This is a genomic window from Aeromonas hydrophila subsp. hydrophila ATCC 7966, from assembly GCF_000014805.1.
Taxonomy (GTDB): domain Bacteria; phylum Pseudomonadota; class Gammaproteobacteria; order Enterobacterales; family Aeromonadaceae; genus Aeromonas; species Aeromonas hydrophila.
Genome location: NC_008570.1, coordinates 3,777,419 through 3,802,315, shown reverse-complemented (window position 1 = coordinate 3,802,315; position 24,897 = coordinate 3,777,419). Strand labels below are relative to the sequence as shown.

At 59.8% G+C, this 24,897-nt stretch carries 18 protein-coding genes; 9 read left to right on the top strand and 9 right to left on the bottom strand.

Annotated features, from left to right (window positions below):
* Positions 1–15: 15 nt before the first annotated feature.
* Genes AHA_RS17065 through AHA_RS17055 form a run of 3 tightly spaced genes read right to left on the bottom strand, consistent with a single transcriptional unit; the run spans position 16 to position 4,314 of the window.
* The gene (locus tag AHA_RS17065) at positions 16–822 is read right to left on the bottom strand and encodes a phosphoadenylyl-sulfate reductase (protein WP_011707138.1); all 807 of its coding nucleotides are present in this window, start codon (positions 820–822) and stop codon (positions 16–18) included.
* Positions 812–2,524, bottom strand: coding sequence for an assimilatory sulfite reductase (NADPH) hemoprotein subunit (gene cysI, locus AHA_RS17060; RefSeq protein ID WP_011707137.1), 1,713 nt, complete (start codon positions 2,522–2,524; stop codon positions 812–814). The genes AHA_RS17065 and cysI overlap by 11 nt, the downstream gene beginning before the upstream one ends.
* Entirely contained in the window at positions 2,524–4,314 is a 1,791-nt protein-coding gene (locus AHA_RS17055) for an assimilatory sulfite reductase (NADPH) flavoprotein subunit (protein WP_164927808.1), read from the bottom strand. Before AHA_RS17055 ends, cysI begins: the two co-directional genes overlap by 1 nt.
* A 198-nt stretch (positions 4,315–4,512) precedes the next feature.
* On the opposite strand from AHA_RS17055, the gene AHA_RS17050 reads away from it, so the two are divergent.
* Entirely contained in the window at positions 4,513–5,316 is an 804-nt protein-coding gene (locus AHA_RS17050) for a PhzF family phenazine biosynthesis protein (protein ID WP_011707135.1), read from the top strand.
* A 129-nt stretch (positions 5,317–5,445) separates the two neighbouring features.
* Here the strand turns inward: AHA_RS17050 and lysS are convergent, their stop codons facing one another.
* Positions 5,446–6,981, bottom strand: a complete 1,536-nt coding sequence (gene lysS, locus AHA_RS17045; RefSeq protein ID WP_011707134.1) for a lysine--tRNA ligase — start codon at positions 6,979–6,981, stop codon at positions 5,446–5,448.
* Between the two features lie 24 nt (positions 6,982–7,005).
* Positions 7,006–8,104 (bottom strand): peptide chain release factor 2 gene (prfB, locus tag AHA_RS17040; protein WP_011707133.1). Its coding sequence is split into 2 segments (ribosomal slippage): positions 7,006–8,028 and positions 8,030–8,104, totalling 1,098 coding nucleotides; the frame shifts between segments, so codons are not numbered across the junction.
* A 253-nt stretch (positions 8,105–8,357) separates the two neighbouring features.
* Here prfB and AHA_RS17035 point away from each other — a divergent pair.
* Positions 8,358–10,229, top strand: a complete 1,872-nt coding sequence (locus tag AHA_RS17035; protein ID WP_011707132.1) for a methyl-accepting chemotaxis protein — start codon at positions 8,358–8,360, stop codon at positions 10,227–10,229.
* Positions 10,230–10,415: 186 nt separating this feature from the next.
* Here the strand turns inward: AHA_RS17035 and gltS are convergent, their stop codons facing one another.
* Positions 10,416–11,615 carry a sodium/glutamate symporter gene (gene gltS, locus AHA_RS17030; protein ID WP_011707131.1) on the bottom strand — a complete coding sequence of 400 codons (1,200 nt, stop codon included), beginning with the start codon at positions 11,613–11,615 and terminating at the stop codon, positions 10,416–10,418.
* A gap of 514 nt (positions 11,616–12,129) precedes the next feature.
* Here gltS and ansA point away from each other — a divergent pair.
* Genes ansA through AHA_RS17010 form a run of 4 tightly spaced genes read left to right on the top strand, consistent with a single transcriptional unit; the run spans position 12,130 to position 17,186 of the window.
* Positions 12,130–13,137 (top strand): asparaginase, encoded by a 1,008-nt coding sequence (gene ansA, locus AHA_RS17025; protein ID WP_011707130.1) that lies wholly within the window; start codon positions 12,130–12,132, stop codon positions 13,135–13,137.
* A 39-nt stretch (positions 13,138–13,176) separates the two neighbouring features.
* Positions 13,177–13,347, top strand: a complete 171-nt coding sequence (locus AHA_RS17020; RefSeq protein WP_164927730.1) for a hypothetical protein — start codon at positions 13,177–13,179, stop codon at positions 13,345–13,347.
* Between the two features lie 57 nt (positions 13,348–13,404).
* Complete coding sequence (locus tag AHA_RS17015) at positions 13,405–15,519, top strand: AAA family ATPase (protein ID WP_011707129.1); 2,115 nt, start codon at positions 13,405–13,407, stop codon at positions 15,517–15,519.
* A gap of 8 nt (positions 15,520–15,527) precedes the next feature.
* Positions 15,528–17,186: a VWA domain-containing protein gene (locus AHA_RS17010; RefSeq protein ID WP_011707128.1), complete on the top strand. Its 1,659-nt coding sequence runs from the start codon at positions 15,528–15,530 to the stop codon at positions 17,184–17,186.
* A gap of 96 nt (positions 17,187–17,282) precedes the next feature.
* Here the strand turns inward: AHA_RS17010 and AHA_RS17005 are convergent, their stop codons facing one another.
* Positions 17,283–17,576: a YeaC family protein gene (locus AHA_RS17005; protein ID WP_011707127.1), complete on the bottom strand. Its 294-nt coding sequence runs from the start codon at positions 17,574–17,576 to the stop codon at positions 17,283–17,285.
* A 40-nt stretch (positions 17,577–17,616) separates the two neighbouring features.
* Positions 17,617–19,047, bottom strand: coding sequence for a glyceraldehyde-3-phosphate dehydrogenase (locus AHA_RS17000; RefSeq protein WP_077392291.1), 1,431 nt, complete (start codon positions 19,045–19,047; stop codon positions 17,617–17,619).
* Positions 19,048–19,244: 197 nt separating this feature from the next.
* On the opposite strand from AHA_RS17000, the gene AHA_RS16995 reads away from it, so the two are divergent.
* Both AHA_RS16995 and AHA_RS16990 read left to right on the top strand, forming a co-directional pair.
* Positions 19,245–20,045: a DUF2989 domain-containing protein gene (locus tag AHA_RS16995; RefSeq protein WP_011707125.1), complete on the top strand. Its 801-nt coding sequence runs from the start codon at positions 19,245–19,247 to the stop codon at positions 20,043–20,045.
* A 6-nt stretch (positions 20,046–20,051) separates the two neighbouring features.
* The gene (locus tag AHA_RS16990; protein ID WP_011707124.1) at positions 20,052–20,609 is read left to right on the top strand and encodes an NUDIX domain-containing protein; all 558 of its coding nucleotides are present in this window, start codon (positions 20,052–20,054) and stop codon (positions 20,607–20,609) included.
* Positions 20,610–20,676: 67 nt separating this feature from the next.
* Here AHA_RS16990 and sppA read toward each other — a convergent pair whose 3' ends face one another.
* Complete coding sequence (gene sppA, locus AHA_RS16985) at positions 20,677–22,521, bottom strand: signal peptide peptidase SppA (RefSeq protein ID WP_011707123.1); 1,845 nt, start codon at positions 22,519–22,521, stop codon at positions 20,677–20,679.
* Positions 22,522–22,831: 310 nt separating this feature from the next.
* Between sppA and AHA_RS16980 the strand changes: the two genes are divergently transcribed.
* Complete coding sequence (locus AHA_RS16980) at positions 22,832–24,847, top strand: NADPH-dependent 2,4-dienoyl-CoA reductase (protein ID WP_011707122.1); 2,016 nt, start codon at positions 22,832–22,834, stop codon at positions 24,845–24,847.
* The last annotated feature ends 50 nt before the right edge of the window (positions 24,848–24,897 follow it).

Genomic DNA, 24,897 nt, shown 5'->3' with positions numbered 1-24,897 from the left:
GGTGGGCCCTCTGGCTCAGATGCCGGAGCCGTCGTTCTCGCCGTTCTCCTCGTGCAGGCCGCACTCGCGCTTGAGACCGAAGAAGCGGGTCTGCTCCTCGCTCATGCCGGGCTCCCACTTGGTGGTGGTGTGCACGTCGCCCACCGAGAGGTAGCCCTGCTCCCACAGGGGGTGGTAGGGCAGGTCGAACTCCTTGAAGTAGTAGAAGACGTCCTTGTTGCTCCAGTCGATCACCGGCAGGAACTTGAAGCGGCCGCGCTGGATGGCCAGCACCGGCAACTTGCCCCGGCTGCCGGATTGCTCCCGGCGCAGGCCGGAGAACCAGGTGCGGGCGCCGAGCTCGTTCAGGGCGCGGTCCATCGGCTCCACCTTGTTGAGCTGGTTGTAGCGGGTGATCCCCTCTACCCCCTGCTCCCACAGGAGGCCGAAGCGGGCCTCCTGCCAGGCCGGACTGAGCTCGGCCCGGTAGATTTTGAGGTTGAGGGCGAGCCGCTCGGTCAGCTCGTCGATGAAACGGTAGGTCTCGGGGAACAGATAACCGGTATCGGTCAGCACCACCGGCACACCGGCCCGCTCGCGGCTCACCAGGTGCAGCATCAGCGCTGCCTGGATGCCGAAGCTCGATGACAGCACGTGCTCCCCCGGCAGATTGGCCAGGGCCCAGCGCACCCGCTCGGGGGCGCTGATGGCATCGAGAGCCCGATTGATGGGGGCCAGCGCTTCGACCTGCTCCTCGCGACTCAAGGCCAGCAGGGCGTCGAGGTCGAGCCGGCCGTCGGCGGTGCGCGCCAGCCGCTCTGTATCGGTCTGATCAGGCTGCATAGAAGTCCCTCGCGGAGTCGATGACCGGGGCTATGATGCCGGCGCGGATGACGAAGTCGCCGAAGCACTCGCCCGCGTTGCGATCCTTGGCCCAGCGGCCGATCAGGGCATCCAGCTCGGCCAGGATCTGCGGCTCGGTGATGTTCTCCAGGTGCAGGCGCGGGATGCGGGTCCCCTCGAGGTTGCCACCCAGATGCAGGTTGTAGCGCCCCGGCGCCTTGCCCACCAGACCCACCTCCGCCAGCATGGCGCGGCCGCAGCCGTTGGGGCAGCCGGTGACCCGGAAGATGATGGCATCGTTCGCCAGCTCGTGCTTGGCCAGCAGCCCCTCGATGTCAGTGACAAACGCCGGCAGCATGCGCTCGGCCTCGGCCATTGCCAGGGGGCAGGTGGGCAGGGCCACACAGGCCATGGACTGCTTGCGCTGCTCGCTCACGCCGTCATCCAGCAGGCCGTACTGACGCGCCAGCGCTTCGATGCGGGCCTTCTCGCCGGCAGGCACGCCCGCGATGATGAGGTTCTGGTTGGCAGTGAGGCGAAAATCCCCCTGATGGACCTTGGCGATCTCCAGCATGCCGGTCTTGAGGGGCTTGCCCGGGAAGTCCAGCAGGCGGCCGTTCTCGATAAACAGGGTCAGGTGGTGCTTGCCGTCGATCCCCTCTACCCAACCGAAGCGATCGCCACGGCTGGTAAACTCATAGGGGCGTACCGGTCCGAACTGGATGCCGGCGCGGCTCTCCACCTCGGCCTTGAAGGCCTCGACGCCGACGCGCTCAAGGGTGTACTTGGTCTTGGCGTTCTTGCGGTTGACCCGGTTGCCCCAGTCGCGCTGGGTGCTGACCACGGCGGCCGCCACTTCCAGCACGTGGGAGAGCGGCACGAAGCCGAAATCGCTCGCCTTGCGCGGGTAGGTGCTGGTGTCGCCGTGGGTCATGGCCAGACCCCCGCCCACCAGCACGTTGAAGCCCACCAGCTTGCCGTGATCACTGATGGCCACGAAGTTGAGATCGTTGGCGTGGATGTCCACGTCGTTGTGGGGCGGGATCACCACAGTGGTCTTGAACTTGCGCGGCAGGTAGTTGGAACCCAGGATCGGCTCCTCGTCACCCCCCAGCTTCTCGCCGTCCAGCCAGATCTCCACGTAGGCGCGGGTCTTGGGCAGCAGGTGCTCGGAGATCTTCTTGGCCCACTCGTAGGCCTCCTGATGCAGCTCGGATTCCACCGGGTTGCTGGTGCAGAGCACGTTGCGGTTCACGTCGCCGGCGGTGGCTATGCTGTCGATGCCGGTGCTGTTGAGGGTCTGGTGCATCATCTTGATGTCGCGCTTGAGCACCCCGTGGAACTGGAAGGTCTGGCGGGTGGTCAGGCGGATGCTGCCGTACAGGCTGTGATCCTCGGCGAACTTGTCGATCACCTGCCACTGGGCCGGGGTGATGATGCCACCGGGCAGGCGGGCGCGCAGCATGACGTTGTGCAGCGGCTCCAGCTTCTGGGCGGTGCGCTCCGGGCGGATGTCGCGATCATCCTGCTGGTACATGCCGTGAAAGCGGATCAACTGGAAGTTGTCGCCGTTGAAGCCACCGGTGAGCGGGTCTGTGAGATCCTGCGCTATGGTGCCGCGCAGATGATCGCTCTCGCGTTTCAGACGTTCGTTGTCGGCCAGCGGTCCTTCCACCGGTCCCGGAATAAGTTGCTTGCTCATCAATAGACATCCCTTTGATAACGTTTGGCACGACGCAATTCGCTCAAATACTCTTCTGCTTCCTCACGGCTCTTGTGGCCATGTTCCGCAATCACATCCAGCAGGGCTTCCTGCACATCTTTCGCCATCTGGTTGGCATCGCCGCACACATAGAAGTGAGCGCCTGCTTCCAGCCACTGATAGAGCTCCTGGCCCGCTTCGCGCAGGCGGTGCTGTACGTAGACCTTCTCGGCCTGATCCCGGCTGAAGGCCAGCGAGATCTTGCTGAGCAGCCCGCTCTTCACATAGCGCTGCCACTCCACCTGATAGAGGAAATCCTGGGTGAAGTGCGGGTTGCCGAAGAACAGCCAGTTGTTGCCTTCGGCCCCCTGGGCCTCGCGCTCCTGCAGGAAGGCGCGAAACGGGGCGATGCCGGTACCCGGGCCCACCATGATGACGGGGGTGTCGGGGTTTGACGGCAGGCGGAAGTTGTCGTTGTGCTCGACGAACACCCGCACCTCGGCATCTTCAGCCAGCCTGTCCGCCAGGTAGGAGGAGGCGGCGCCGCTGCGCACAGTGCCGTCTTCCTGTGGGTAGCGCACCACGCCGACGGTCAGGTGCACCTCCTCTTCCACCTCGCTCTGGCTGGAGGCGATGGAGTAGAGGCGCGGGGTGAGCGGGCGCAGCAGGCCAAGCAGCTGTTCGGCTGTGAGCGCGGTCGGGAAGCGTTTCAATACATCCACCACCTGGGCAGAGGCCACCAGCGCGTTGACCTGGGCCTTGTCGCCAGCCAGATCTTTCAGTGCTGCGTTGCCCGAGATCTCGGCAAGACCGGTGATGAAGCCGCCGTGCAAGCGGGTCAGCTCCAGCTCGCGGCTGAGCACTTCGCGCAGGCTGCCGCGGGCGGTGGCCTCGTCGCCGGAGAGACCGGCCAGCGCCAGCACCTCGTTTACCAGTGCGGGGTCGTTGTCAAACCAGATGCCGAGGGCATCGCCCGGCTGGTAGCGGATGCCTGACTCTTCAAGGCTGATCTCGATGTGACGGATATCCTTGGTCGAGTCGCGGCCGGTGATCTTCTGATTGACCGAGAGTCTGGCCGGGAAGGGGTTCTCCTTGCTGTACTGGCTGTGGCCGACCGCCTGCTGTACCGCACTGGCCACGCTGCTGCCGGCAGGACCGGCGGAGAGGGTGGCGGCAATGGCATTGAGCGCCTGTTCGCCCCACGCCTTGGCGGCATCCTGATAATCCACGTCCAGGCTGGCGAGTTCATGCACCCGATCGGCGCCTGCCTTGGTCAGCAGGCTGTCAAAGTCCTTGCCGGTCTGGCAGAAAAATTCATAGGAGCTGTCACCCAGCCCCAGCACGGCGAACTTGAGCCCTTCCAGCTTGCCGACCTTGCCTTTCTTGAGCTGCTCGAACAGATCGACCGCGCTCTCCGGCGGTTCACCCTCCCCGTAAGTGCTCACTACCACCAGCAGGTGGGTCTCTTTCTTGAGCTGCTTGGGTTTGTAGTCCGCCATGGAGGTGAGGGTCACCGGCAGGCCACGGGCCTCGGCCTGCGCCTTGATGGCACTGGCCACGCCTTTGGCGTTGCCGGTCTGGGAGCCGTAGAGAATGGTCAGATTGCCGCTGGGGGCAGTGGCGGCTGCGCCGGTCACGGCCGGCTGGCTGCCCGCCTGGGAGAGACCGTAGAGATAACCGCTGACCCAGGCCAGTTGCTGGGTGTTGAGGGTCGATAGCGCCTGGCTCAGCTGTCGCTGCTGCTCGTCGGAGAGGGGAGTCAGGTTGGTCAGGGAGTCCTTCAATTGCATCACACACGTCTTCCATGGTCTGATTTTTGGTCAGGTTAAGGGGTGTGATGGATAACAACAAAGAATAAAAATGTCTTTTTTATTCTATTACTGCATTAAAAAGGCGATGGAGAGGGGCGCAAGGCGACTCAGGTCGACAGGGCTCTCATGGTATAAAGGGCGATGAATGAACCCGTATTACCCACACAGGAAGCGTGAATGTCGACCATCAGCTTGTTTCATGTCAATGCCTTCAGCCGGCAGCCATTTAGCGGCAACCCGGCGGTGGTGGCGCTGGGGCCGAGTCAGCCGGATGCCACCTTGCTGGCCATGGCGGCCGAGTTCAACCTGTCGGAGACCGCCTTTCTGGTGCCCCTTGGCCATTCCCGCTACCAGCTGCGCTGGTTTACCCCCGAGCTGGAAGTGGATCTCTGCGGCCACGGCACCCTGGCAGCGGCCCACGTACTGTGGCAGACGGGGGCGGTGGCCGGGGATGAGGTCATACGCTTCGAGACCCGCAGCGGCGAGCTGCTGGCCCAGTGCGAAGGGGAGTGGATCTGGCTCGATTTCCCACGCATTGCCACGGCGCCGCTCGTTCTGGATCCGGCCTATGCGGCTGCGGTCGGTTGCCGGCCGCTGCAAACCCTGGCGGCTGGCGCCAAGTTCTTGCTGGCGCTGGCCAGCGAGGAGGAGGTTAGCGCGCTCACTCCCGATTTTCAGGCCCTGCGCGCGCTGCCCGGTCGCGGCCTGATGGTGACGGCGCCCTCGCGCGACCCGGACCATGACTTTGTCTCCCGCTACTTCGCCCCCTGGGTCGGGGTAGATGAGGATCCGGTGACCGGCTCCAACCACTGCGCCCTGGTGCCCTTCTGGGCCGAACGGCTCGGCAAGCGGCAGTTGCGGGCCCGTCAGATCTCGGCAAGGGGTGGTGAGCTGCGGCTAGAACTGCAGGAGAATCGGGTGCTGATGGCCGGTCAGGCCATCACCTTGTGGCAGGGGGAGTGGCTGCTGCCGGCCTTATAAGCGGCAAGCTGGCGGTGTATTGAAGGTTCGTCAGCGGTTTGTGCCTGCCATAAAAAACGCCCCGCAATTGCGGGGCGTTTTGATTGCCATGGACGGCAGCGTTTTGCTGCGGCCCTGTTTCTGCGGCTCTTACTTTTGTGGACGCAGAGCCGGGAACAGGATGACGTCGCGGATGGTGTGGCTGTTGGTGAACAGCATCACCAGACGGTCGATACCGATACCCTGACCGGCAGTCGGTGGCAGACCGTGTTCCAGTGCGGTCACGAAGTCGGCGTCGTAGAACATGGCTTCGTCATCGCCTGCGGCTTTCTGGTCAACCTGAGCCTGGAAGCGCTCGGCCTGATCTTCCGCATCGTTCAGCTCGGAGAAGCCGTTGGCCAGCTCGCGGCCGCCGATGAAGAATTCGAAGCGGTCGGTGACGTCCGGGTTCTGGTCGTTGCGACGGGCCAGCGGAGAAACGGCGGCCGGGTACTCGGTAATGAAGGTCGGTTGCAGCAGCATGTGCTCCACGGTCTCTTCGAAGATCGCGGTGATCACGTGGCCCAGTTCCCAGCTCTTCATCAGCTCGATGTGCAGGCGCTTGGCGACGGCGGTGGCCTTCTCCAGGGTCGCCAGATCGTCACGGGTCACATCCGGGTTGTACTTCAGGATGGAGTCAACCATGGAGAGGCGCTGGAACGGCTGACCGAAATCGATGGTCAGACCCTCTTCGCCCTCTTTGGCGTAACGGATCTTGGTGTCGCCCAGGATATCCTGCGCCAGGGTGCGCAGCATCTCTTCGGTGAGATCCATCAGATCGATGTAGTCGGCGTAAGCCATATAGAACTCGAGCATGGTGAACTCGGGGTTATGGCGAACGGAGATACCTTCGTTACGGAAGTTGCGGTTGATCTCGTACACACGCTCGAAACCACCGACCACCAGACGCTTCAGATAGAGTTCCGGAGCGATACGCAGGTACATGTCGATGTCCAGCGCATTGTGGTGAGTGATGAACGGACGGGCAGAGGCGCCACCCGGGATGACCTGCATCATGGGGGTTTCCACTTCCATGAAGCGCTTGTCGTTCAGGAACTTGCGGATACCGGCCACGACCTTGGTACGGGTCACGAAAGTCTTGCGGGACTCTTCGTTGGCGATCAGATCCAGGTAACGCTGACGGCAGCGGGCTTCCTGGTCGGTCAGACCTTTGTGCTTCTCGGGCAGCGGGCGCAGGGCCTTGGTCAGCAGGCGAATGTCGGAGACATGAACGGAGAGTTCGCCTGTGTTGGTGCGGAACAGGGTACCTTCGACACCCACGATGTCGCCCAGATCCCACTTCTTGAACTGCTCGTTGTAGAAGCCTTCCGGCAGGTCGTCACGGGTGACGTAGACCTGGATCTTGCCAGCCATGTCCTGCAGGGTGGCGAAAGATGCCTTGCCCATGATCCGGCGGGTCATGATGCGACCGGCAATCTTCACCCGTTTACCCAGTGCGGCCAGTTCGTCGGCGCTCTTGTCACCAAACTCGGCGTGCAGATCGCCGGAAAGGCTGTCACGACGGAAGTCGTTGGGGAAGGGGTTGCCCTGGGCGCGCAAGGCGGCCAGCTTGGAACGACGCTCCTGCATCTCGTTGTTCAGATCGAGAGTTTGGTCGACTTCCGGAGTAGTGGTTTGTTCAGACATGGTGATTCCTGCTGTTCTGTTTTTTTACAGGCCTGATTTCAGGCTAGCTTCGATAAACTTGTCCAAGTCGCCGTCGAGTACCGCCTGGGTGTTGCGGGTTTCGACGCCGGTACGTAGATCCTTGATGCGCGCATCATCCAGCACATAGGAACGGATCTGGCTGCCCCAGCCGATATCGGACTTGGTCTCTTCGAGGGCTTGCTTCTCGGCATTCTGCTTCTGAATTTCCAGCTCGTAGAGCTTGGCCTTCAGCTGCTTCATACACTGATCTTTGTTTTTGTGCTGGGAACGATCGTTCTGGCACTGTACCACGACCCCAGTAGGAATGTGGGTAATACGTACCGCGGATTCGGTCCGGTTGACGTGCTGACCACCGGCGCCGGAGGCACGGTAGACGTCGATACGCAGGTCGGCCGGGTTGATCTCGATGTCGATGTCATCGTCGATCTCGGGGTAGACGAACACCGAGCAGAACGAGGTGTGGCGACGGCCACCGGAATCGAACGGGGATTTGCGCACCAGGCGGTGGACGCCGGTCTCGGTACGCAGCCAGCCGAAGGCATACTCACCGGTGAACTTGATGGTGGCGGACTTGATGCCGGCCACGTCGCCTTCGGAGCATTCGATCAGCTCTGGCTTGTAGCCGTGGGCATCGCCCCAGCGCAGGTACATGCGCAGGACCATGTTGGCCCAATCCTGCGCTTCGGTACCACCGGAGCCGGACTGGATGTCGATGTAGCAGTCGGAGGGATCGTGCTGACCGGAGAACATGCGGCGGAACTCGAGATCCACCAGCTTGGTTTCCAGCACGTCGGCTTCGGCCACGGCTTCGTTGAAGGTGTCTTCGTCTTCACCTTCCACGGCCAGCTCGACCAGCATGGCCACGTCGTCAGCGCCCTGGGTCAGGGTGTCGATGGTGCCGACCACGTTTTCCAGCGCCACGCGCTCCTTGCCCAGCGCCTGTGCGCGCTCGGGTTCATTCCAGACGTCCGGCTGTTCCAGCTCGGCGTTGACCTCTTCTAGACGCTCTTTCTTGGCGTCATAGTCAAAGGTACCCCCTAAGCAGCTCGGTCCTCTCAGACAGCTCCTTAAGCTTGTTTAATACAGGATTGACTTCAAACATCGTGAAAACTCTCGGGGTCGATGTGATTTAAAAACGGGATATTCTAGCCAATTGTGGAAGGAATAAACAGGGTCGGCTGTCCTTGTGCGTGCCTCGTAGTCAATTTCTGGTGCAGTTTTCCCCAACTCGGTGGAAAATATCGCCCGCCGGCCCATTTTCCGGTTTAGTTTTGCGCCGACGGGTCGTTAATAACTACGCAGTGCTGTGCACTTTTTGGGAAATCCTGTTCCTGACCTCATAAGAAGAACGCATGATGAAAAACCTATCACTCAAGCAGAAGATACTGTTGTCGGTGGTGATCGCCCTGTCGCTGGTGATCCTGCTGCTCTCCTGGCAGAGCTATACCAGCCAGAAGTCCCTGTTGCTGCAAGGCAGTCAGGAACAGGTACAACGCCTCGGCAGCCAGCAGGCCGCCAGTGTCAGTGACTGGCTCGCGGCCCGTCGCGACGTGATTCAGGCGCTCGGCAACAAGGCCGGTGCCGAACCCCTCAACGCCCTGCAACAGGCGCAAGTCTCCGGCCGCTTCCAGCTCACCTACTTTGGCGAGAGCGGCGGCAAGATGAACGACTCCGATCCCTCCATCAACCGCGACGGTTACGATCCCCGCTCCCGCGGCTGGTATCAGGAAGCCATGAGCAAGGGCGGCCTGATCGTGACCAAACCCTATCTGGATGTGGCCTACAACATCATGGTGGTGACCCTGGCCCAGCCGGCTCAGGGCGGCGTGGTCGGCGGAGACCTCTCCATCGCCTCGCTGGTGGAAGACGTCACCAAGATGAAGCTGCCGGCCGACGGTTTCGCCATCATGATGCACAAGGATGGCACCGTCATCGCCTACAAGGACGCCGCCAAGGCGATGAAACCGGCCACCGAGATCGACAACGATCTGACCAATGCCCTGATCGAGCAGAGCAAGACCAGCAACAGCCTGGTGCCGGCCTACTTCGACAACGAAGGGCGTGACAAGCTGCTGTGGGCGGTGGACATCCCCGATACCGACTGGGAACTGGTGCTGGTGCTGGACAAGGAGACCCTGGAGGCGCCGCTCTCTTCCCTGCTGATGACCCAGCTCGGCCTGGCCCTGCTGGTGCTGGTGGGCAGTATCCTCGCCATCTCCTGGCTGGTCAGCATGCTGCTCGGCCCGCTCAGCAAGGTCTCCCAGGCCCTGGCGCGCATTGCCGACGGTAACGGCGATCTGACCCAGCGCATCAAGATCGACACCAACGACGAAGTGGGTCAGCTGGCCAACAGCTTCAACCGCTTCGTCGGCAGCCAGCACCAGCTGATCGGCAATATCCGCAAGCTGGCCAACGAGCTGAACGCCGATGCCGAGCGCAGTCTGGTGACCAACCAGGCCGCCGTGGACGAGCTGCAGCGCCAGCAGCAGGAGGTGACCATGGTCGCCACCGCCGTCACCGAGATGGCGAGCGCCACCATGGAGATCGCCGGCAACGCCGAGAACACCGCCGCCGCGGCCCAGCAATCCGCCCAGAGCAGTGAGCAGGGCAAGATGCTGGTGAACCAGACCCGTCAGTCCATCAACGGTCTGGCCGAGGAAGTGGGGCAGGCGACCGAGGTGATCGGCGAGCTGAGCCGCCACGCCCAGGCTATCTCCGGCATCCTCTCCACCATTCAGGGCATCGCCGAGCAGACCAACCTGCTGGCGCTGAACGCAGCGATCGAAGCGGCCCGCGCCGGTGAACAGGGTCGCGGTTTCGCGGTGGTGGCGGACGAGGTGCGGGTGCTGTCGCGCCGTACCCAGGACTCCACCCAGGAGATCCAGTCCACCATCGAGACCCTGCAGCAGACCACGGCCCGTGCGGTGAGCCTGATGCAGACCAGCCAGGGGCTGGCGGACAACAGCGTGAAAGACGCCGATGCCGCTGCCGCCGCGCTCGAAGAGATCACCCAGGCGGTGTCGCTCATCTCCGACATGGCGGGTCAGATCGCCACCGCCGCCGAGGAGCAGACCCAGGTGACCGGCGAGATCACCCAGAACACCACCGCCATCAAGGATGTGAGTGACGAGATCACCGCCGCCGCCATGCGCGATCTGGATCAGGCCGAAAGCCTCAAGGGCCGGGCCACCGACCTGAACCAGCAGGTCTCGACTTTTATCCTGTAAGTGTTTGAACGCGGCGAGCACGGCCGCCATGACAAAGCCCCGTACTCTGCCGAGTGCGGGGCTTTTTGTTTATGCGTCTCGCCGCGGGCAGCCATGAAGGGTGGGGCGTAGCGCCGCTGGCGAGCAGAATAAGGCAGAGCCCACCAAGGGGTGGGCTCTGTTCATAGACGTCTGACGGGAAAGGAATTACAGGAAGGGCAGTGCCAGGAACAGCTTGATCACCATGGCGTTGATGATGTCGATGAAGAAGGCGCCGACCATGGGCACCACCAGAAACGCCAGGTGGGAGGGGCCGAAGCGCTGGGTAATGGCCTGCATGTTGGCAATGGCGGTGGGGGTGGCCCCCAGACCAAAACCACAGTGGCCTGCCGCCAGCACGGCCGCATCGTAGTTGCTGCCCATCACCCGGAAGGTGACGAAGATGGCGTAGAGCGCCATGGCCACGGTCTGGGCCGCCAGCAGGATGAAGATGGGCAGCGCCAGGTTGGCCAGATCCCACAGTCGCAGGCTCATCAGCGCCATCGCCAGGAACAGCGACAGGCTGACGTTGCCGAGCAGGGAGACTTCGCGGTCGCTCACCTCGTGCCAGTTCAGCAGGGTCAGCACGTTGCGCAGCAGCACGCCGACGAACAGCACGCAGACGAAGACCGGCAGCTCGAAGGCGCCGCCCTTGAGGTAGGCGGAGAGCATCTCGCCTCCCTTCAGGCTGATGGCGATCAGCGCCAGGGTCTCGATCAGGCTGAAGGTGGTGAGCGGGCGCTCCATGTCCGGCATCTCGAAGCCTTGCGGCGCGTCATCCCGGTTGTGCTCCTCGCCGGGTACCTTCACCTTCTTCACCAGATAGCGGGCGACCGGGCCGCCGATGAGGCCGCCCAGCACCAGGCCGAAGGTGGCACAGGCGATGGCCAGTTCGGCGGCGGATTGCACCCCGTATTTTTCGGTGAAGGTGGCGCCCCAGGCCGCCCCGGTGCCGTGGCCACCGGAGAGGGTGATGGAGCCGGCCAGCAGCCCCATGTGGGGATCCAGACCGAGCAGGGTCGCCAGACCCACGCCCAGGCTGTTTTGCACCAGCAGCAGACCGGTGACCACCAGCAGGAAGGTGAGCACCGCCTTGCCGCCGCGCTTGAGGCTGGCGAGATCGGCGGAGAGACCGATGGAGGCGAAGAACGCCAGCATCAGCGGGGTTTGCAGGCTGGTATCGAACTGCAGCTCCATCTGCAGGGTGGAGCGCAGCAGCAGCAGCACCAGGGCGACCACCAGGCCGCCGGCAACCGGCTTGGGGATGTTGAAGGTTCGCAGCAGCCCGACTCGGGTCACCAGCAAACGACCGAGCAGCAACACCAGGGTGGCTGCGACCAGGGTGGCGTAGGAATCAAGTTGTAGCATTCAGTACTCCCATGTTGATTGGCTGTGTCTTTCGTTGATGCAGACTCACAGATTCAGCCGGGATAAAAACAGTGTGGCTCAGGTGCCAACAAAGAAGGGGCGACATGCCCCCGCCCCACGTAAAAATGGGACCAGTGCGGGCCTGAACGGATCAGGCTTCCAGATGAGATTTATGAAAAATCGAGCGGATAGTAGCAAAAAGCACCACTTATATCCACATTTGTCAGATAAATGGTCACTCTTGATGTATCTTGTGACATTTAACACTATTGGGTTAGTCGCCGTTTAATACCGGCCGCAGGCCATTTCCCGGCTGTCATTTGGGGCGCCAGTCCCTATAATTCGGCGGTTTTTGGCCCGCCGGACGGCACTGGTGGGATGTGAGCCGGCGGCCCGGCGCGCTATCATGGGCGGGCTTTTGGCCCATGGCGAATGCGGCAGGCTGTCGATGCCGCCGTTTCGCCCCGGGTGAGCCACGATTCGCGGGTGTTGTGCCCATCAAAGAGGAGAGGGTGTGAAGAAGTCCATCTACATCGCCTACACAGGCGGCACCATAGGGATGCAGCGTTCCGACCACGGTTATGTGCCGATGGCGGGCTTCATGGAAGACTGTCTGGCGCGGATGCCCGAGTTCCATCGCCCCGAGATGCCGGATTACCATATTCACGAATATGCGCCCCTCATCGACTCTTCCGACATGACGCCGGCGGACTGGCAGCGCATCGCTGAGGATATTAAAGGCAACTACGACAAGTACGACGGTTTCGTCATTCTGCACGGCACCGACACCATGTCGTTCACTGCCTCGGCGCTCTCCTTCATGCTCGAGGATCTGCACAAGCCGGTGATCATCACCGGCTCCCAGATCCCGCTCGCCGAGCTGCGCTCCGACGGGCAGCAGAACCTGCTCAACGCCCTCTACATCGCGGCCAACTACCCGATCCACGAGGTGACGCTGTTCTTCAACAACCAGCTCTATCGCGGCAACCGCAGCAAGAAGGTGCACGCCGACGGCTTCCACGCCTTCGATTCGCCCAACTACCCGCCGCTGCTCAATGCCGGTATCGCCATCTCGCTGGAAGCGGGCGAACTGGGGGTGCCGTCCGAGCGGCCGCTGGTGCTGCACGACATCACTCCCCAGCCCATCGGCGTGGTGACCCTCTACCCCGGCATCTCGGCCGAGGTGATCGCCAACATCCTGCAGCAGCCGGTGCGGGCGCTGATCCTGCTCTCCTTCGGGGTGGGCAATGCGCCGCAGAATCCGGCCATGCTGGCGCTGCTCTCCGAGGCCTCGGCCCGCGGCGTCATCATCGTCAACCTGAGCCAGTGCCTGCACGGCAAGGTCAACATGGGCGGCTATGCCACCGGCAATGCGCTGTCCCGGGCCGGGGTCATCTCGGGCTTCGACATGACCGCCGAGGCGGCGCTGACCAAGCTGCACTTCCTGCTGAGCCAGGATCTGCCGGCGCCGCGCATCCGCGAGCTGATGCAGCAGTCCCTGCGCGGGGAGCTGACTCCCTGATGCTCAGGTGAGGTATGGATAAACAAGAAGGGAGCCATCATGGCTCCCTTCTTGTTTTTACCAATTATGAATCAGTTGTTGGCTGAATCAGCACAGTCGGGACAGTATCTAACTGAAAAATATGTTTTTCCATTTGATACAGAGCACATAACAATGCTGGAAGTCCTGCTCATTGGCGATGTTCATGATAGATTGCGTTGGTGGGGTTAATTTGAATCCACCGTGTGGTGTGGTTAACGCGTGACTGAATGGGAGATGAAACGGCAGATGCTCGAGATCAAACAAAAACTGGCAACTCTGTTGGCACAGCTTAACGAAGGATTGGTAGAGCGCGACGAGGCGATGAAGCTTGCTTTGCTCTCGTTATTGGCGGGAGAGAACATACTGCTGGTGGGCCCACCGGGAACGGCAAAGAGCCTTATTTCTCGTCAGGTCGCCAAGGCGCTTAAGGATGATGACAAAGAGGGGGTCAGTCATTTTGAATATCTGCTGACCAAATTTTCAACACCCGAGGAGATCTTTGGCCCCCTCTCGATCTCCAAACTGAAAGAGGATCGTTTTGAGCGCAATACGGCTGGGTATCTGCCATCGGTGCAGGTCGCGTTTCTCGATGAGATATTTAAGGCCAGCTCCTCCATTCTTAATGCTTTGCTGACCATTCTTAACGAACGTATCTATCACAATGGGGCAGCAGTGCAGAAGGTGCCGCTACGCAGCCTGATCGCAGCGTCTAACGAATTGCCTACTGGGCAGGAAGAATTGAGTGCACTGTATGACCGCTTTTTACTGCGCGGCTTTGTTAATTATGTGAGCGAAGATAATTTGCATAAGTTATTTACCGTTAGAAAAGGTGAGCAGTTAGAAAAATTGAATAAATTGACATTAGGTGAATTAGTTGAGTTGGATAATAAGATTGCTATTGTAAAGACCCCGGAATTAATCCAGAGGGCGGTTTTGGATATTTTGAAAAAACATAAAGAGTTATTTAAAGAGGATCGCAGAGAGGGGATCTCTGATAGGCGTGTAGTCAAGGTTATTCGGCTGCTAAAGATATCAGCATTGACCAACGATCGAGATGAGATCGACCTATCGGACCTAGTACTATTATGTAACTGTTTATGGAGCTCTCAAGATAATATGGTTGAGGTGAAAAAGCTTATTTTTGATACGTTAAAAAAATATAGCGAAATTCTTTATGAACTTAAAGTGGCAGAATCTAACAATATTAATGCAAGCAACACTCATGTTGCAATAAAATATACTAAAAATATCGAAAACCTCCATTTTATAAGTAGATTTAAAGGCTTAAAAGGGGGGGGGGGGGAACATGATCCCATATTAATTAATAATCTCGATGAGCTATTGCGTTTAAGGAATCCAGAAGTTGGGCTGCAAGGATATTATTTTAAGCAGATGGCAGATATCGATGTATCTACGGTGTCTAACTGGACTGCAATTGATTTTAAGGGGCACTATGATGGTGCCGGTTTTTCTATTGTTGGTCGAGAAAAATCAGAGTCACTCTTTGATTCATTTCAGTCAACATCTTCTGTTAAGAATCTTTACTTAGCTGGATTTTCATTGGCCAATCAGGCAAACAGTTGTAAAATAAGTAGTTGCGTAATGGAACAATCGATGATTTTAGGTAATGCAAATGATTGTGACATCAGTGGTTGTAATATTAAAGGTAGTCTTGCCAAGAAAGATATAAAGAAATGCAATATTTCACAGTGTATAGTATCAGGGTATTCAAATTCGCCTAAGCTTGCCAATCTAGTTCATGACTGTAAAGTTAGTGATGTTGCATTTATTCTAGATTTTAAATCGCGCGATGAAGGTGGTGCGGTAGCTAGAGAAATATCAAATAGTAAAGTAATGCGTTGTTTCATATCTGGTAAAATTGAAAATTCTTATGATAACTCGTTTTTTGGTCGAATTTATGGGGTTTGTTTTTCTTATTCTATGCACGATAGTGAAATAGATTCATGCGCATTGGGATATATTTTTTCAACGTTTGGTAATAACGTGCCAATCTATGGGTTTCATGGTCCAGTATTCGGGGCTACTCAAGAAATGATGCTTGCCAGCAATAAATTTTCGAATAATGCATCACTTGATAAAACTTCTTTGGTGAAGCGACTTAATGATGCTAATGGGAAAGACGGGCAGACAGTTTCATTTGTCAATTTTAATAAGTATTTTTTTGAATTCACGCTGAATTGGGATTTTGATACTGTTTGGGATTGGGATGAACAGAATAATAACCCAATACTGCAATCCGTAGGATTCAACTCTGCGGAAAAAGTTGTAAAACATACTATACCCGAGCAAGATAAAATTGGTCCTCTACTGCAACAAATAAACGCCAATCTTTGGGTGTGAGACGCGCTATGCTCGGTCTACTAGCTGGAATACGCAGTTCATTGTGGCGAGGTATCAGTGGTATTACCGCTGCAATTCCATTCGGGATAAAGGGTATAAAATATTTTATTGACAGCAATTTTCGTGATCAGGTAACCCCACAGCCAGGGAGCGTGCTCTATTGCGATCTCTGGTTAGGTGCAGAACATTCCGGTATCTATGTTGGCGATCAAGAGATCGCCAACATAGAAGTCACAGATATTGCTGAAGGTACTGTTAATCGATGCGGCCCAGCCAGTTTTACATCCAAAAGTACACTGGGTCGCAAGATCTATGTATCCTGTGACGGTGACGGAGCTGTTAGTTGTGAGGTGGTGGCTCACAAGGCCGAGAGTCATATTGGTGATCGTGGCTTTTATGGTCTGGTATTTGCGAATTGCCATGTTTTTTCTGCCCGGTGTGTCAAACATTCGCCCAAAAATAGAGGTTCTTCTTGGTTTAATAACCTGTTATCAACAGTGAATATCATTGACGAGAGTTGGGAACCGACCATCAAGGCTCTAAAAGAGTCTGCCAGATACAAGTTGGGTGCAACCAAATGGCGATTATGGGACTGGGATGACTCGCTGGCGGATAATCCGACCCCGGAACCGGACTGGCTGGCACAGGAGGATCACCTTAAAAACCGGCCTCTTAATGAGGAGATGATTGCCGCTCTTCGTGCCGAGTTGGCAGAGTGTAAAGCTTATGAGGCAGAGCTGGCCGATGAGGAAATCCCTGACGAGATGCGTAAAAAATTGACTGGTTATGGTCAGATATTGGGCGATATAGATACAACCTATGAAAAGTCCAAGGCCTTATTGTTAGCCTGTTCCGGTGCCAATTTCTCGTATAACGATCTCAAGCTATGTAAGGATGATATTGAGCCGCTCGCCAAGCAGCTACAGCAAAATCATGCCATTAAAGAGTTAACTTATAAGATGGGCCGAGCTTATATTTCGGAAGAGAAGAAAAAACAGGCGCGGATCCCGCACGCGAGTAAAAGTGAGGTACACGGTACCCATCGCAGTGAAGATCTGGCTCGTGTACTCCCCACAGAGTTGCTTAATCTGGAGGATGAGGCACTGGAAACCCTGTTTTATGCCCGTTTTCTGGAACGAAACTTGATGACCTATGAGTTGCAGGGAACCACTTGTACTTCGGGTGAACAGCTGGAGTTGGAGCAAAAACGAACAGGGCCTGTGGTCGCCTGCCTGGATACATCCGGTAGCATGAGCGGAGCTCCGCTACTGAAAGCCAGGGCGTTATTGCTTGCTGTATCGGCAGTCCTGCAGCAAGAGGCGCGCTCTCTGCATGTCGTGCTCTTTGGTGACAATGGGGAGTTGAGAGAATATGCCATACATGAAGAAAACAGTGCTTCGGGGCTGCTCCATTTCTTGCGACAGGGATTCGGTGGCGGAACGGACTTTGAAACACCGCTGAACCGTGCCTGTGAGATCATCAGGGATGCCAAGGAATACGAGAAGGCCGATATTCTGATGATCTCTGATGGTGATTGTGTTCTTTCGGATGACTACATTGAGCACCTGCAAACTAGAAAGAAGATACTGGATTGTTCTATTTATTCGGTACTTTGCCATGGTCAACGAGTTGCTGACAGATTCAGTGACGAAGTCGTGGTGTTATAGGGTACGGTAGTGTGTTCGAAGCATGATAGATAGGAGGGGAGCCATATTGGCTCCCCTCTCTGCTGTGGCCGCGGTGGGCGGCCTGGTGGGTCAGACTCAGTGGTTGAGGTCGACCCGCACTATCTCTTCCTCGTCGCGATACTGACGCTTGAGCTCGCTCTTACTCTTCATCACGATCTCGCCGTCACGGCCGATGTTCATGTGCTCGGGGTTGTCGAGGTGCATCGCCTGCCAGGCCATCACCGCCTGCAGGGAAGTGGCCTTCTGCTCGTCAGTGAGCGGTTTGCCATCGGGCCACTTGCCGAGCTCGACCGCCGTCTTGAGGCGTTCGTACACCTCTGCGGGCATCTGCCTGATTGCTTGTAGAAACTCACCTTGTTGAAACGACATCCGGCCTTCTCCTTGCACATTGAGCCATGACGAATCGGGATCAGACCGGCAGATCCTGGCGGACTGCGCCAGCCATCTGCTCCATCACCCGCACTACCTGACAACTGTACCCGAACTCGTTGTCATACCATACGTAGAGCACGCAGTGATCCCCCTCGGCGATGGTGGCCTGGGAGTCGACGATGCCCGCAAAACGGGAGCCCACCATGTCGGAGGAGACCAGCTCGGTGCTGGCGCTGAAGTCGATCTGGCGATGCAGGGCCGAGCTCAGCGCCATCTGCTGCAGATAGGCATTGAGGCTCTCCCGATCGGTGGTCTGTTCCAGCGACAGGTTGATGATGGCCAGCGACACGTTGGGGGTGGGCACCCGGATGGCGTTGCCGGTCAGCTTGCCCTTGAGCTCGGGCAGCGCCTTGGCCACCGCCTTGGCGGCGCCGGTGCTGGTCATCACCATGTTGAGGGCCGCGCTGCGACCGCGGCGCTCGCCCTTGTGATAGTTGTCGATGAGGTTCTGGTCGTTGGTGTAGGAGTGGACTGTCTCCACGTGGCCGTGGCGGATGCCGTACTTGTCCTGCATCACCTTGAGCACCGGGGTGATGGCGTTGGTGGTGCAGGAGGCGGCGGAGATGATCTTGTCATCGGGCCCGATCACCTCGTGGTTGACGCCGAACACCACGTTCTTCATCTCCCCCTTGCCGGGGGCGGTCAGCAGCACCCGGGCGGCGCCGCGCGCCTTGAGGTGCTCAGACAGCCCCGCCTCGTCACGCCAGACCCCGGTGTTGTCGACGATCAGCGCATCGTGAATGCCGTAGGCGGTGTAGTCGATGTCGGCCGGGCTGTTTGCGTAGATCACCTGGATGAAGGTGCCATTGGCGATGATGGCGCTACGCTCCACATCCACTTCGATGGAGCCGTTGAAGGGACCGTGCACCGAGTCACGACGCAGCAGGCTGGCGCGTTTCTCCAGATCCCCGTCACGACCACCGCGTACCACGATGGCGCGCAGCCGCAGGGAGTTGGCGGCGCCGGTGCGCTCGATCAGCAGCCGGGCCAGCAGGCGGCCGATGCGGCCAAAGCCGTACAACACCACGTCGGTGGGGGCCGGCACGCCGCGACCCAGGGCCGGTGCCAGCTTGGCACGCAGGTAGTCGTCGATGCCGGCTTCATTCTGGTGATCCTGCCAGTAACCCACGGCCAGCTTGCCCAGATCGATCTCGGCGGCGGTCGGGTTCAGGGCCAGAATGGCTTGCAGCAGGGGAAAGCTCTGTTGGAGCGGGAGGGGGGCTCCCTGGTGGCGGCGAACGACCCGGTGGGCCTTGAGGATATCGATGGTGGAGGCGTTTTGCAGCGGGCGGCCGAAGATGGTGATCTCGATCCCCTGCTGGCGGTAGAGGCGACCGATCAAGGGTTGCATGGCTTCGGCGAGCTCCTGGCTCTCCTGCCACGCCTGCAGATAGTGCTCGTGGGTCATTAACCAGATCCTTTATTTCACGTTGTTGGGGCAAATAGAAATTCGTCGAATGCAGATCAGTGTAGGGGTGTATATTTCGTTATATTATTCTGCAGTCGCGGCCTTATACGGCGCGCGCATTGTAATGGATATGTAATCTGTTTGCTAGCCAAGGGTGGCCATGGCAGGCTGCAATTGTTACCAACAAGATATGAACCATGACCCCTTTTCCAGCTCGTTCCCTGTTGTTTGGCCTCTGTTGCGGCCTGCTGCTCACCGCCTGTGACGATGACAGGATCCACAACATCTGTGCCAATTATCCGGCCCTCTGTCAGGATCTGGTGGACGATGGCTGGTGTCGTTACGAGCGCAGCGACATCATCCGGGCCCGCTACTACCTGCAGGCGGAGGGGACGCAGCGGCGCCAGTACGAGTTGATGCGTAGCCTGGAGCGTTATCTCAAATGCGCCGAACGCTCCACCAACATCGAGTACAAGCGGGCCCGCGAGCAGAAGAGCCCGCGGGTGGAGGGGATGCTGGCGGCCGGCGAACAGCTGGCCCAGCTTGATGCCGCCACCCGCAACGCCACAGATCCCTACCTGCTGCTCTGGCACTGGACCAACAACACCAACGAGCTGGCTCGCCAGCAGTTTCTTGCGCTGGAGGGGCAACCCGTGCTGGAGGAGCCCGAGCTGCAACTGGCGCTCGGCGGCATTTATGCCAAGAGTGAGCCGCAAAAGGCCATCGCGCTGATGCAGCACGCCCTCTCCCTCTACCGGGAAGGGGAGCAGGTCAACGGCCGGATCCTCACCTCCCTCAGCACCCTCTACATGGGCCAGAAGCAGTACGGGCAGGCCTATCTGTGGGGCAAGGTGAGCGAGTCGTTCCAGAATGCCGCCGAGGTGTCGGCCACCCGTTTCAGCCTCTATCACTCCCTGAGCAAGCAAGAGCAGGAGAGCCTGGACAGCCAGGCAGCCACCCTGGTCGAACAACTGAAAAGCGGGACCTATCGTCCCTGAACCCTGATGAACCACATTGAATCTCTGGCCAGCGACTGGCCGCACCCTTTCGACATCCGGCTCACCCACGGTCGGGTCAACACAGATGGCCGCCAGCTGGAGCGGGTCACCGTCAGGGCCGTCGTGCTGCGCGGCGACCAGCTGCTGCTGGTGCACTCCCAGGTCAACGGCGATCTGATGTTTCCCGGTGGCGGCATCGAGCACGGGGAGTGTCACCGCACGGCCCTGGCGCGCGAGCTGCGCGAAGAGTGCGGCGCCGAGCTGGTGGCGGTCGGTGCCCTGCTCGGCGAGACGCGGGAATACCGGCCGGCCCGCGAGGCTGACTACGACGCCTACTGCATCCGCTCCTTCTACTACCTCTGTCAGGTGGGGGAGGCCTGGTGCGAACCCCAGCCCCAGCCCTACGAGATAAGGCTCGGTTTCACCCCCGGCTGGTTCGAGCTGGCCGAGGCGCTGCAGACCAACAAGACCCAGCTGGCGGGCCCTTGCCCCCAGTGGACGGTGCGGGAGACCAGGGTGCTGGCTGAGTTGCACCACTGGCACGAATCCGGCCTGCTGGCGTGACTCGGACCCCTTGAGGCAGATGTAAAAAAAACCGCCCCAAGGCGGTTTTTTTTGCGTTTGCTGCTGCTCAGGGCGTACAGACCGGGCAGAGGGCGTAGGTGCCCTGCGGATCGTTGAAGCGGGTCAGCGGGTCCAGGCTGCGGTTTACCTCCACCAGCGCCTTGCCAAGCCCGGCCGGCAACCAGTTCTGCAGGTGGGAAGCCAGCACTTGGGCGCTGCTGTCGAACAGCTGGCGCAGGAACTTGTCTTTGGCTGACTCTTCCTGCTCGATGGGGGTGACCTGCCACTCCTTGAGGTTGGCCAGCTCGGCCGCCGCCTTGATGGCCGCCTCCTGATCGCCAAACTCGTCCACCAGTCCCAGCGCCTTGGCATCCTGACCGGTCCAGACCCGGCCCTCGGCCGCTTTCTCGGTCTCTTCCGGGCTCAGGCCACGGCCCTTGCTCACCAGACCGACGAAACGCTGGTAGGTATCTTCCACGTTCAGCTGGATCGCCTGACCGACGTGTTCCGGCAGGGCGCGGGTCAGGCCGACGCCGACATAGTCGGTGGTGCCGACGCCGTCGGTGTGCACCCCGTACTGGGAGAGCGCCTTGTCGATGGTGGCGAACATGCCGAACACCCCGATGGAGCCGGTGAGGGTGGTGGGGGAGGCGAAGATCTTGTCTGCATCGGCGGAGATCCAGTAACCGCCGGAGGCGGCGTAGCTGCCCATGGAGATCACCACCGGCTTGCCGGCCTGCTTGAGGGCCAGCAGCTCGGCGCGGATCTGCTCGGCGGCGAAGGCGCTGCCGCCCGGGCTGTCGACCCGCAGCACCAGGGCTTTCACCTTGTCGTCGCGGCGGGCATCGGCCAGCAGGTCGGCGAGGCTGTCGCCGCCGATGGTGCCGGCAGGCTGGACGCCATCCATGATGGCGCCGCTGGCGACGATGAGACCCACCTCATCCTTGCCGCTCTGGGGATACTGGCTCGGAATGGCGGCCAGGTACTCCTTGAGGCCCACTCCCTTCCAGCCGTGGTCATCGCTCTCGCCCACTTCCTTGATCACCGCCTGGGTCATCTCGTCGCGGGTCGCCAGCTGATCCACCAGACCGTTGTCGAGGGCGTAGTTGGCGGCGTTGCCGCCGGCCTTGCGCAGCAGCTCGAGGAAGCGATCCTTGCCCGGTGCCACGGCGTCGGGTTCGATTTCGCGCTGCTCGGCTACGTCGGCCACATAGGATTGCCACAGCTGATCCAGCCAGCGCTGGTTCGCCTCCTTGCTCTCGGGGGACATCTCGTCGCGGGTATAGGGTTCGACGAAAGACTTGTAAGTACCGACCTTGAACACGTGCGGGGTGATGTTGAGCTTCTCCAGCGCCGACTTGTAGTAGGTCTGGTAGACGCCGAGCCCCTCGATTACCACGGCGCCGCTCTGGTTGAGCAGCACGTGATCGGCGTGGGCGGCCAGCAGATATTGGCCCTGGGTGTAGAAGTCGGCCATGGCGATGACCGGCTTGCCGCTCTCCTTGAAGGCATCGATGGCGCTCGCCACCTCCTGCAGTTTGGAGAAGCTGGTGCCCTGCAGCCCCTGGGGCTTGATCACCAGCGCCTTGATGCGATCGTCATCCTTGGCGCTTTTGATGGCCCACAGCAGATCGGAGAGGACGATCTCGCTGGGCAGCTCGTCGCTGTTGTCCACCTGGCGCAGCAGCTGCACCGTGGGATCGGTCTGCGAGCGCTGTTCCACCAGCACGCCGGAGAGATTGAGGGTGAGGGCCCCTTCGATGGGGGCGCTGGGAGCCTCTTTCTGGCTGACGCTGAAGACGATGATCAAGACCACGACGAGAAACAGCAGATTGACCAGCATCAGCCGGGTGAAATTGAGCAGGCGCCACAGGCTGCGAAACAGCCAACCCAGACCTTTGAAAATAGACATAGTCGCGTTATCGCCCTGTTAATGGGGAGGGAAGCGCCATTATTAACCAGTTGGCCGGTGAAATGCCATTTCCGCTTGGACAGGATCGGAGCCCGGTTGTTCGGAACACGTCTGTTCGCCGAAAAATTGTCCAAACATTTGTTTGAAAAAGCATTTTCGATTCTTTACTCTAGCCTCGGTTTGATAACAAAAAATTAACTGGAGGCCCTGTGAGCCGCCCACCCATTCTGCCGTCGTGGTCCGGGCTTGAGTCCGGACGGTGGGGAATGGGCATGGTGCCATCCAGCCCGGCCCCGACAAGGAGTTCATGATGAGCCGCTACCCGACCCTGCTGACCCCCCTCGATCTCGGCTTTACCCAGCTGCGCAACCGCGTGTTGATGGGATCCATGCACACCGGCCTCGAAGAGGAGAAGGGGGGCTTTGACAAGCTGGCCGCCTTCTATGGCGAGCGGGCCCGGGGCGGGGTCGGCCTCATCGTGACCGGCGGCATCGCCCCCAACCTGCGTGGCCGGTTGGTGCCCCACGGTTCCCAGCTGAGCTTTCCCTGGCAGGTGGCCAAGCACAAGAAGGTGACCAGTGCGGTGCATCAGGAGGGGGGCAAGATAGCGCTGCAGATCCTCCATGCCGGCCGCTACGCCTATCATCCGTTCAGCCTGGCACCGAGTGCCCTCAAGGCCCCCATCTCTCCGTTCAAGCCGCGCGCCATGAGCGAGCGGCAGATCCGCGGCACCATTCGCGACTTCGCCGCCACTGCGCAACTGGCCAGGAGCGCGGGCTACGACGGGGTCGAGGTGATGGGATCGGAAGGGTATCTCATCAACCAGTTCATCTGCGAGCGCACCAACAAGCGCACCGATGATTGGGGTGGCAGCAACGAAAACCGCATGCGTTTCCCGGTGGAGATTGTCCGCGCCATCCGCGAGCGGGTCGGGCCGGATTTCATCATCATCTTCCGCCTCTCCATGCTGGATCTGGTGGAGCAGGGCTCCTCCCTTGAGGAAGTGATCGCCCTTGGCAAGGCGCTGGAGCAGGTGGGGGTCACCCTCATCAATACCGGCATCGGCTGGCACGAGGCGCGCATTCCCACCATCGCCACCAGCGTGCCGCGCGGCGCCTTCAGCTGGGTGACGGCGGAGCTCAAGAAACATCTGAGTGTGCCGCTTATCACCACCAACCGCATCAACACCCCCGAGGTGGCCGAGCGCATTCTGGCGGGCGGCGAGGCGGATATGGTCTCCATGGCGCGTCCCTTCCTGGCGGATCCCGAATTTGTCATCAAGGCTGCCGAGAACCGGGTGGACGAGATCAACACCTGCATCGCCTGCAACCAGGCCTGTCTGGATCATGTCTTCAAGCAGAAGCGGGCCTCCTGCCTGGTCAACCCGCGCGCCTGCTTCGAGACCGAGTTGACGTTTGGCCGGGTGCCCCAGCCCAAGAAGCTGGCGGTGGTGGGCGCAGGCCCGGCCGGGTTGGCGTTTGCCTGCTACGCCGCCGAACGCGGCCATCAGGTGAGCCTGTTCGATCAGGCCAGCGAGATCGGCGGCCAGTTCAACTTCGCCAAGCAGATCCCGGGCAAGGAGGAGTTTCACGAAACCCTGCGCTACTTTGCCAAGCGGCTGGAGAAGTGCGGTGTCGAACTCTATCTGGGCCAGCGCCAGAGTGCCGAGAGCCTCTTGGGCGGCGGCTTTGACGAGGTGATCCTCGCCACCGGCATCCGCCCGCGCACCCCCAACATTCCGGGCATCGAGCATGCCAAGGTGATGAGTTACCTCGATGTCTTGCGGGATCACAAGCCGGTGGGTGAGAAGGTGGCGGTGATCGGCGCCGGTGGCATCGGCTTTGACGTGGCCGAATACCTGGTAGAGGGCAAGGGGGATCGCAGTCGCGATCACTGGCTCAAGGAGTGGGGCATCGACAAGCAGCTCGGCGAGCGCGGCGGCCTGATGGCCCCGGTGATCGACGCCCCCGAGCGCCAGGTGTGGCTGCTGCAGCGCAAGGAGAGCAAGGTGGGTGACGGCCTTGGCAAGACCACCGGTTGGATCCACCGCACCGTGCTCAAGAACCGCAAGGTGGAGATGCTCTCCGGCGTGCAGTACCTGCGCATCGATGATGAGGGGCTTCACATTCAGGTGGGTGAACAGCAGCAGTGTCTGCCGGTGGATCAGGTGATCATCTGCGCCGGCCAGGAGCCGCTCAAGGAGCTGCAGGCCGGCCTGCAGGCGGCGGGCAAGCCGGTACACATCATCGGCGGGGCCGACGTGGCCGCCGAGCTGGACGCCAAGCGCGCCATCCGCCAGGGGGCCGAACTGGCGGCGGTCATCTAGTCGACGGGCCGCCATGTATTGCGACAAACCCCTGATGCTCAGGGGTTTTC

Bases quoted from the DNA above. Each gene is read 5' to 3' on its own strand.
- AHA_RS17065 (WP_011707138.1), bottom strand. From the start codon at position 822: ATGCAGCCTGATCAGACCGATACAGAGCGGCTGGCGCGCACCGCCGAC.
- cysI (WP_011707137.1), bottom strand. From the start codon at position 2,524: ATGAGCAAGCAACTTATTCCGGGACCGGTGGAAGGACCGCTGGCCGAC.
- AHA_RS17055 (WP_164927808.1), bottom strand. From the start codon at position 4,314: ATGCAATTGAAGGACTCCCTGACCAACCTGACTCCCCTCTCCGACGAG.
- AHA_RS17050 (WP_011707135.1), top strand. From the start codon at position 4,513: ATGTCGACCATCAGCTTGTTTCATGTCAATGCCTTCAGCCGGCAGCCA.
- lysS (WP_011707134.1), bottom strand. From the start codon at position 6,981: ATGTCTGAACAAACCACTACTCCGGAAGTCGACCAAACTCTCGATCTG.
- AHA_RS17035 (WP_011707132.1), top strand. From the start codon at position 8,358: ATGAAAAACCTATCACTCAAGCAGAAGATACTGTTGTCGGTGGTGATC.
- gltS (WP_011707131.1), bottom strand. From the start codon at position 11,615: ATGCTACAACTTGATTCCTACGCCACCCTGGTCGCAGCCACCCTGGTG.
- AHA_RS17020 (WP_164927730.1), top strand. From the start codon at position 13,177: ATGGCTCCCTTCTTGTTTTTACCAATTATGAATCAGTTGTTGGCTGAA.
- AHA_RS17015 (WP_011707129.1), top strand. From the start codon at position 13,405: ATGCTCGAGATCAAACAAAAACTGGCAACTCTGTTGGCACAGCTTAAC.
- AHA_RS17010 (WP_011707128.1), top strand. From the start codon at position 15,528: ATGCTCGGTCTACTAGCTGGAATACGCAGTTCATTGTGGCGAGGTATC.
- AHA_RS17005 (WP_011707127.1), bottom strand. From the start codon at position 17,576: ATGTCGTTTCAACAAGGTGAGTTTCTACAAGCAATCAGGCAGATGCCC.
- AHA_RS17000 (WP_077392291.1), bottom strand. From the start codon at position 19,047: ATGACCCACGAGCACTATCTGCAGGCGTGGCAGGAGAGCCAGGAGCTC.
- AHA_RS16995 (WP_011707125.1), top strand. From the start codon at position 19,245: ATGACCCCTTTTCCAGCTCGTTCCCTGTTGTTTGGCCTCTGTTGCGGC.
- AHA_RS16990 (WP_011707124.1), top strand. From the start codon at position 20,052: ATGAACCACATTGAATCTCTGGCCAGCGACTGGCCGCACCCTTTCGAC.
- sppA (WP_011707123.1), bottom strand. From the start codon at position 22,521: ATGTCTATTTTCAAAGGTCTGGGTTGGCTGTTTCGCAGCCTGTGGCGC.
- AHA_RS16980 (WP_011707122.1), top strand. From the start codon at position 22,832: ATGAGCCGCTACCCGACCCTGCTGACCCCCCTCGATCTCGGCTTTACC.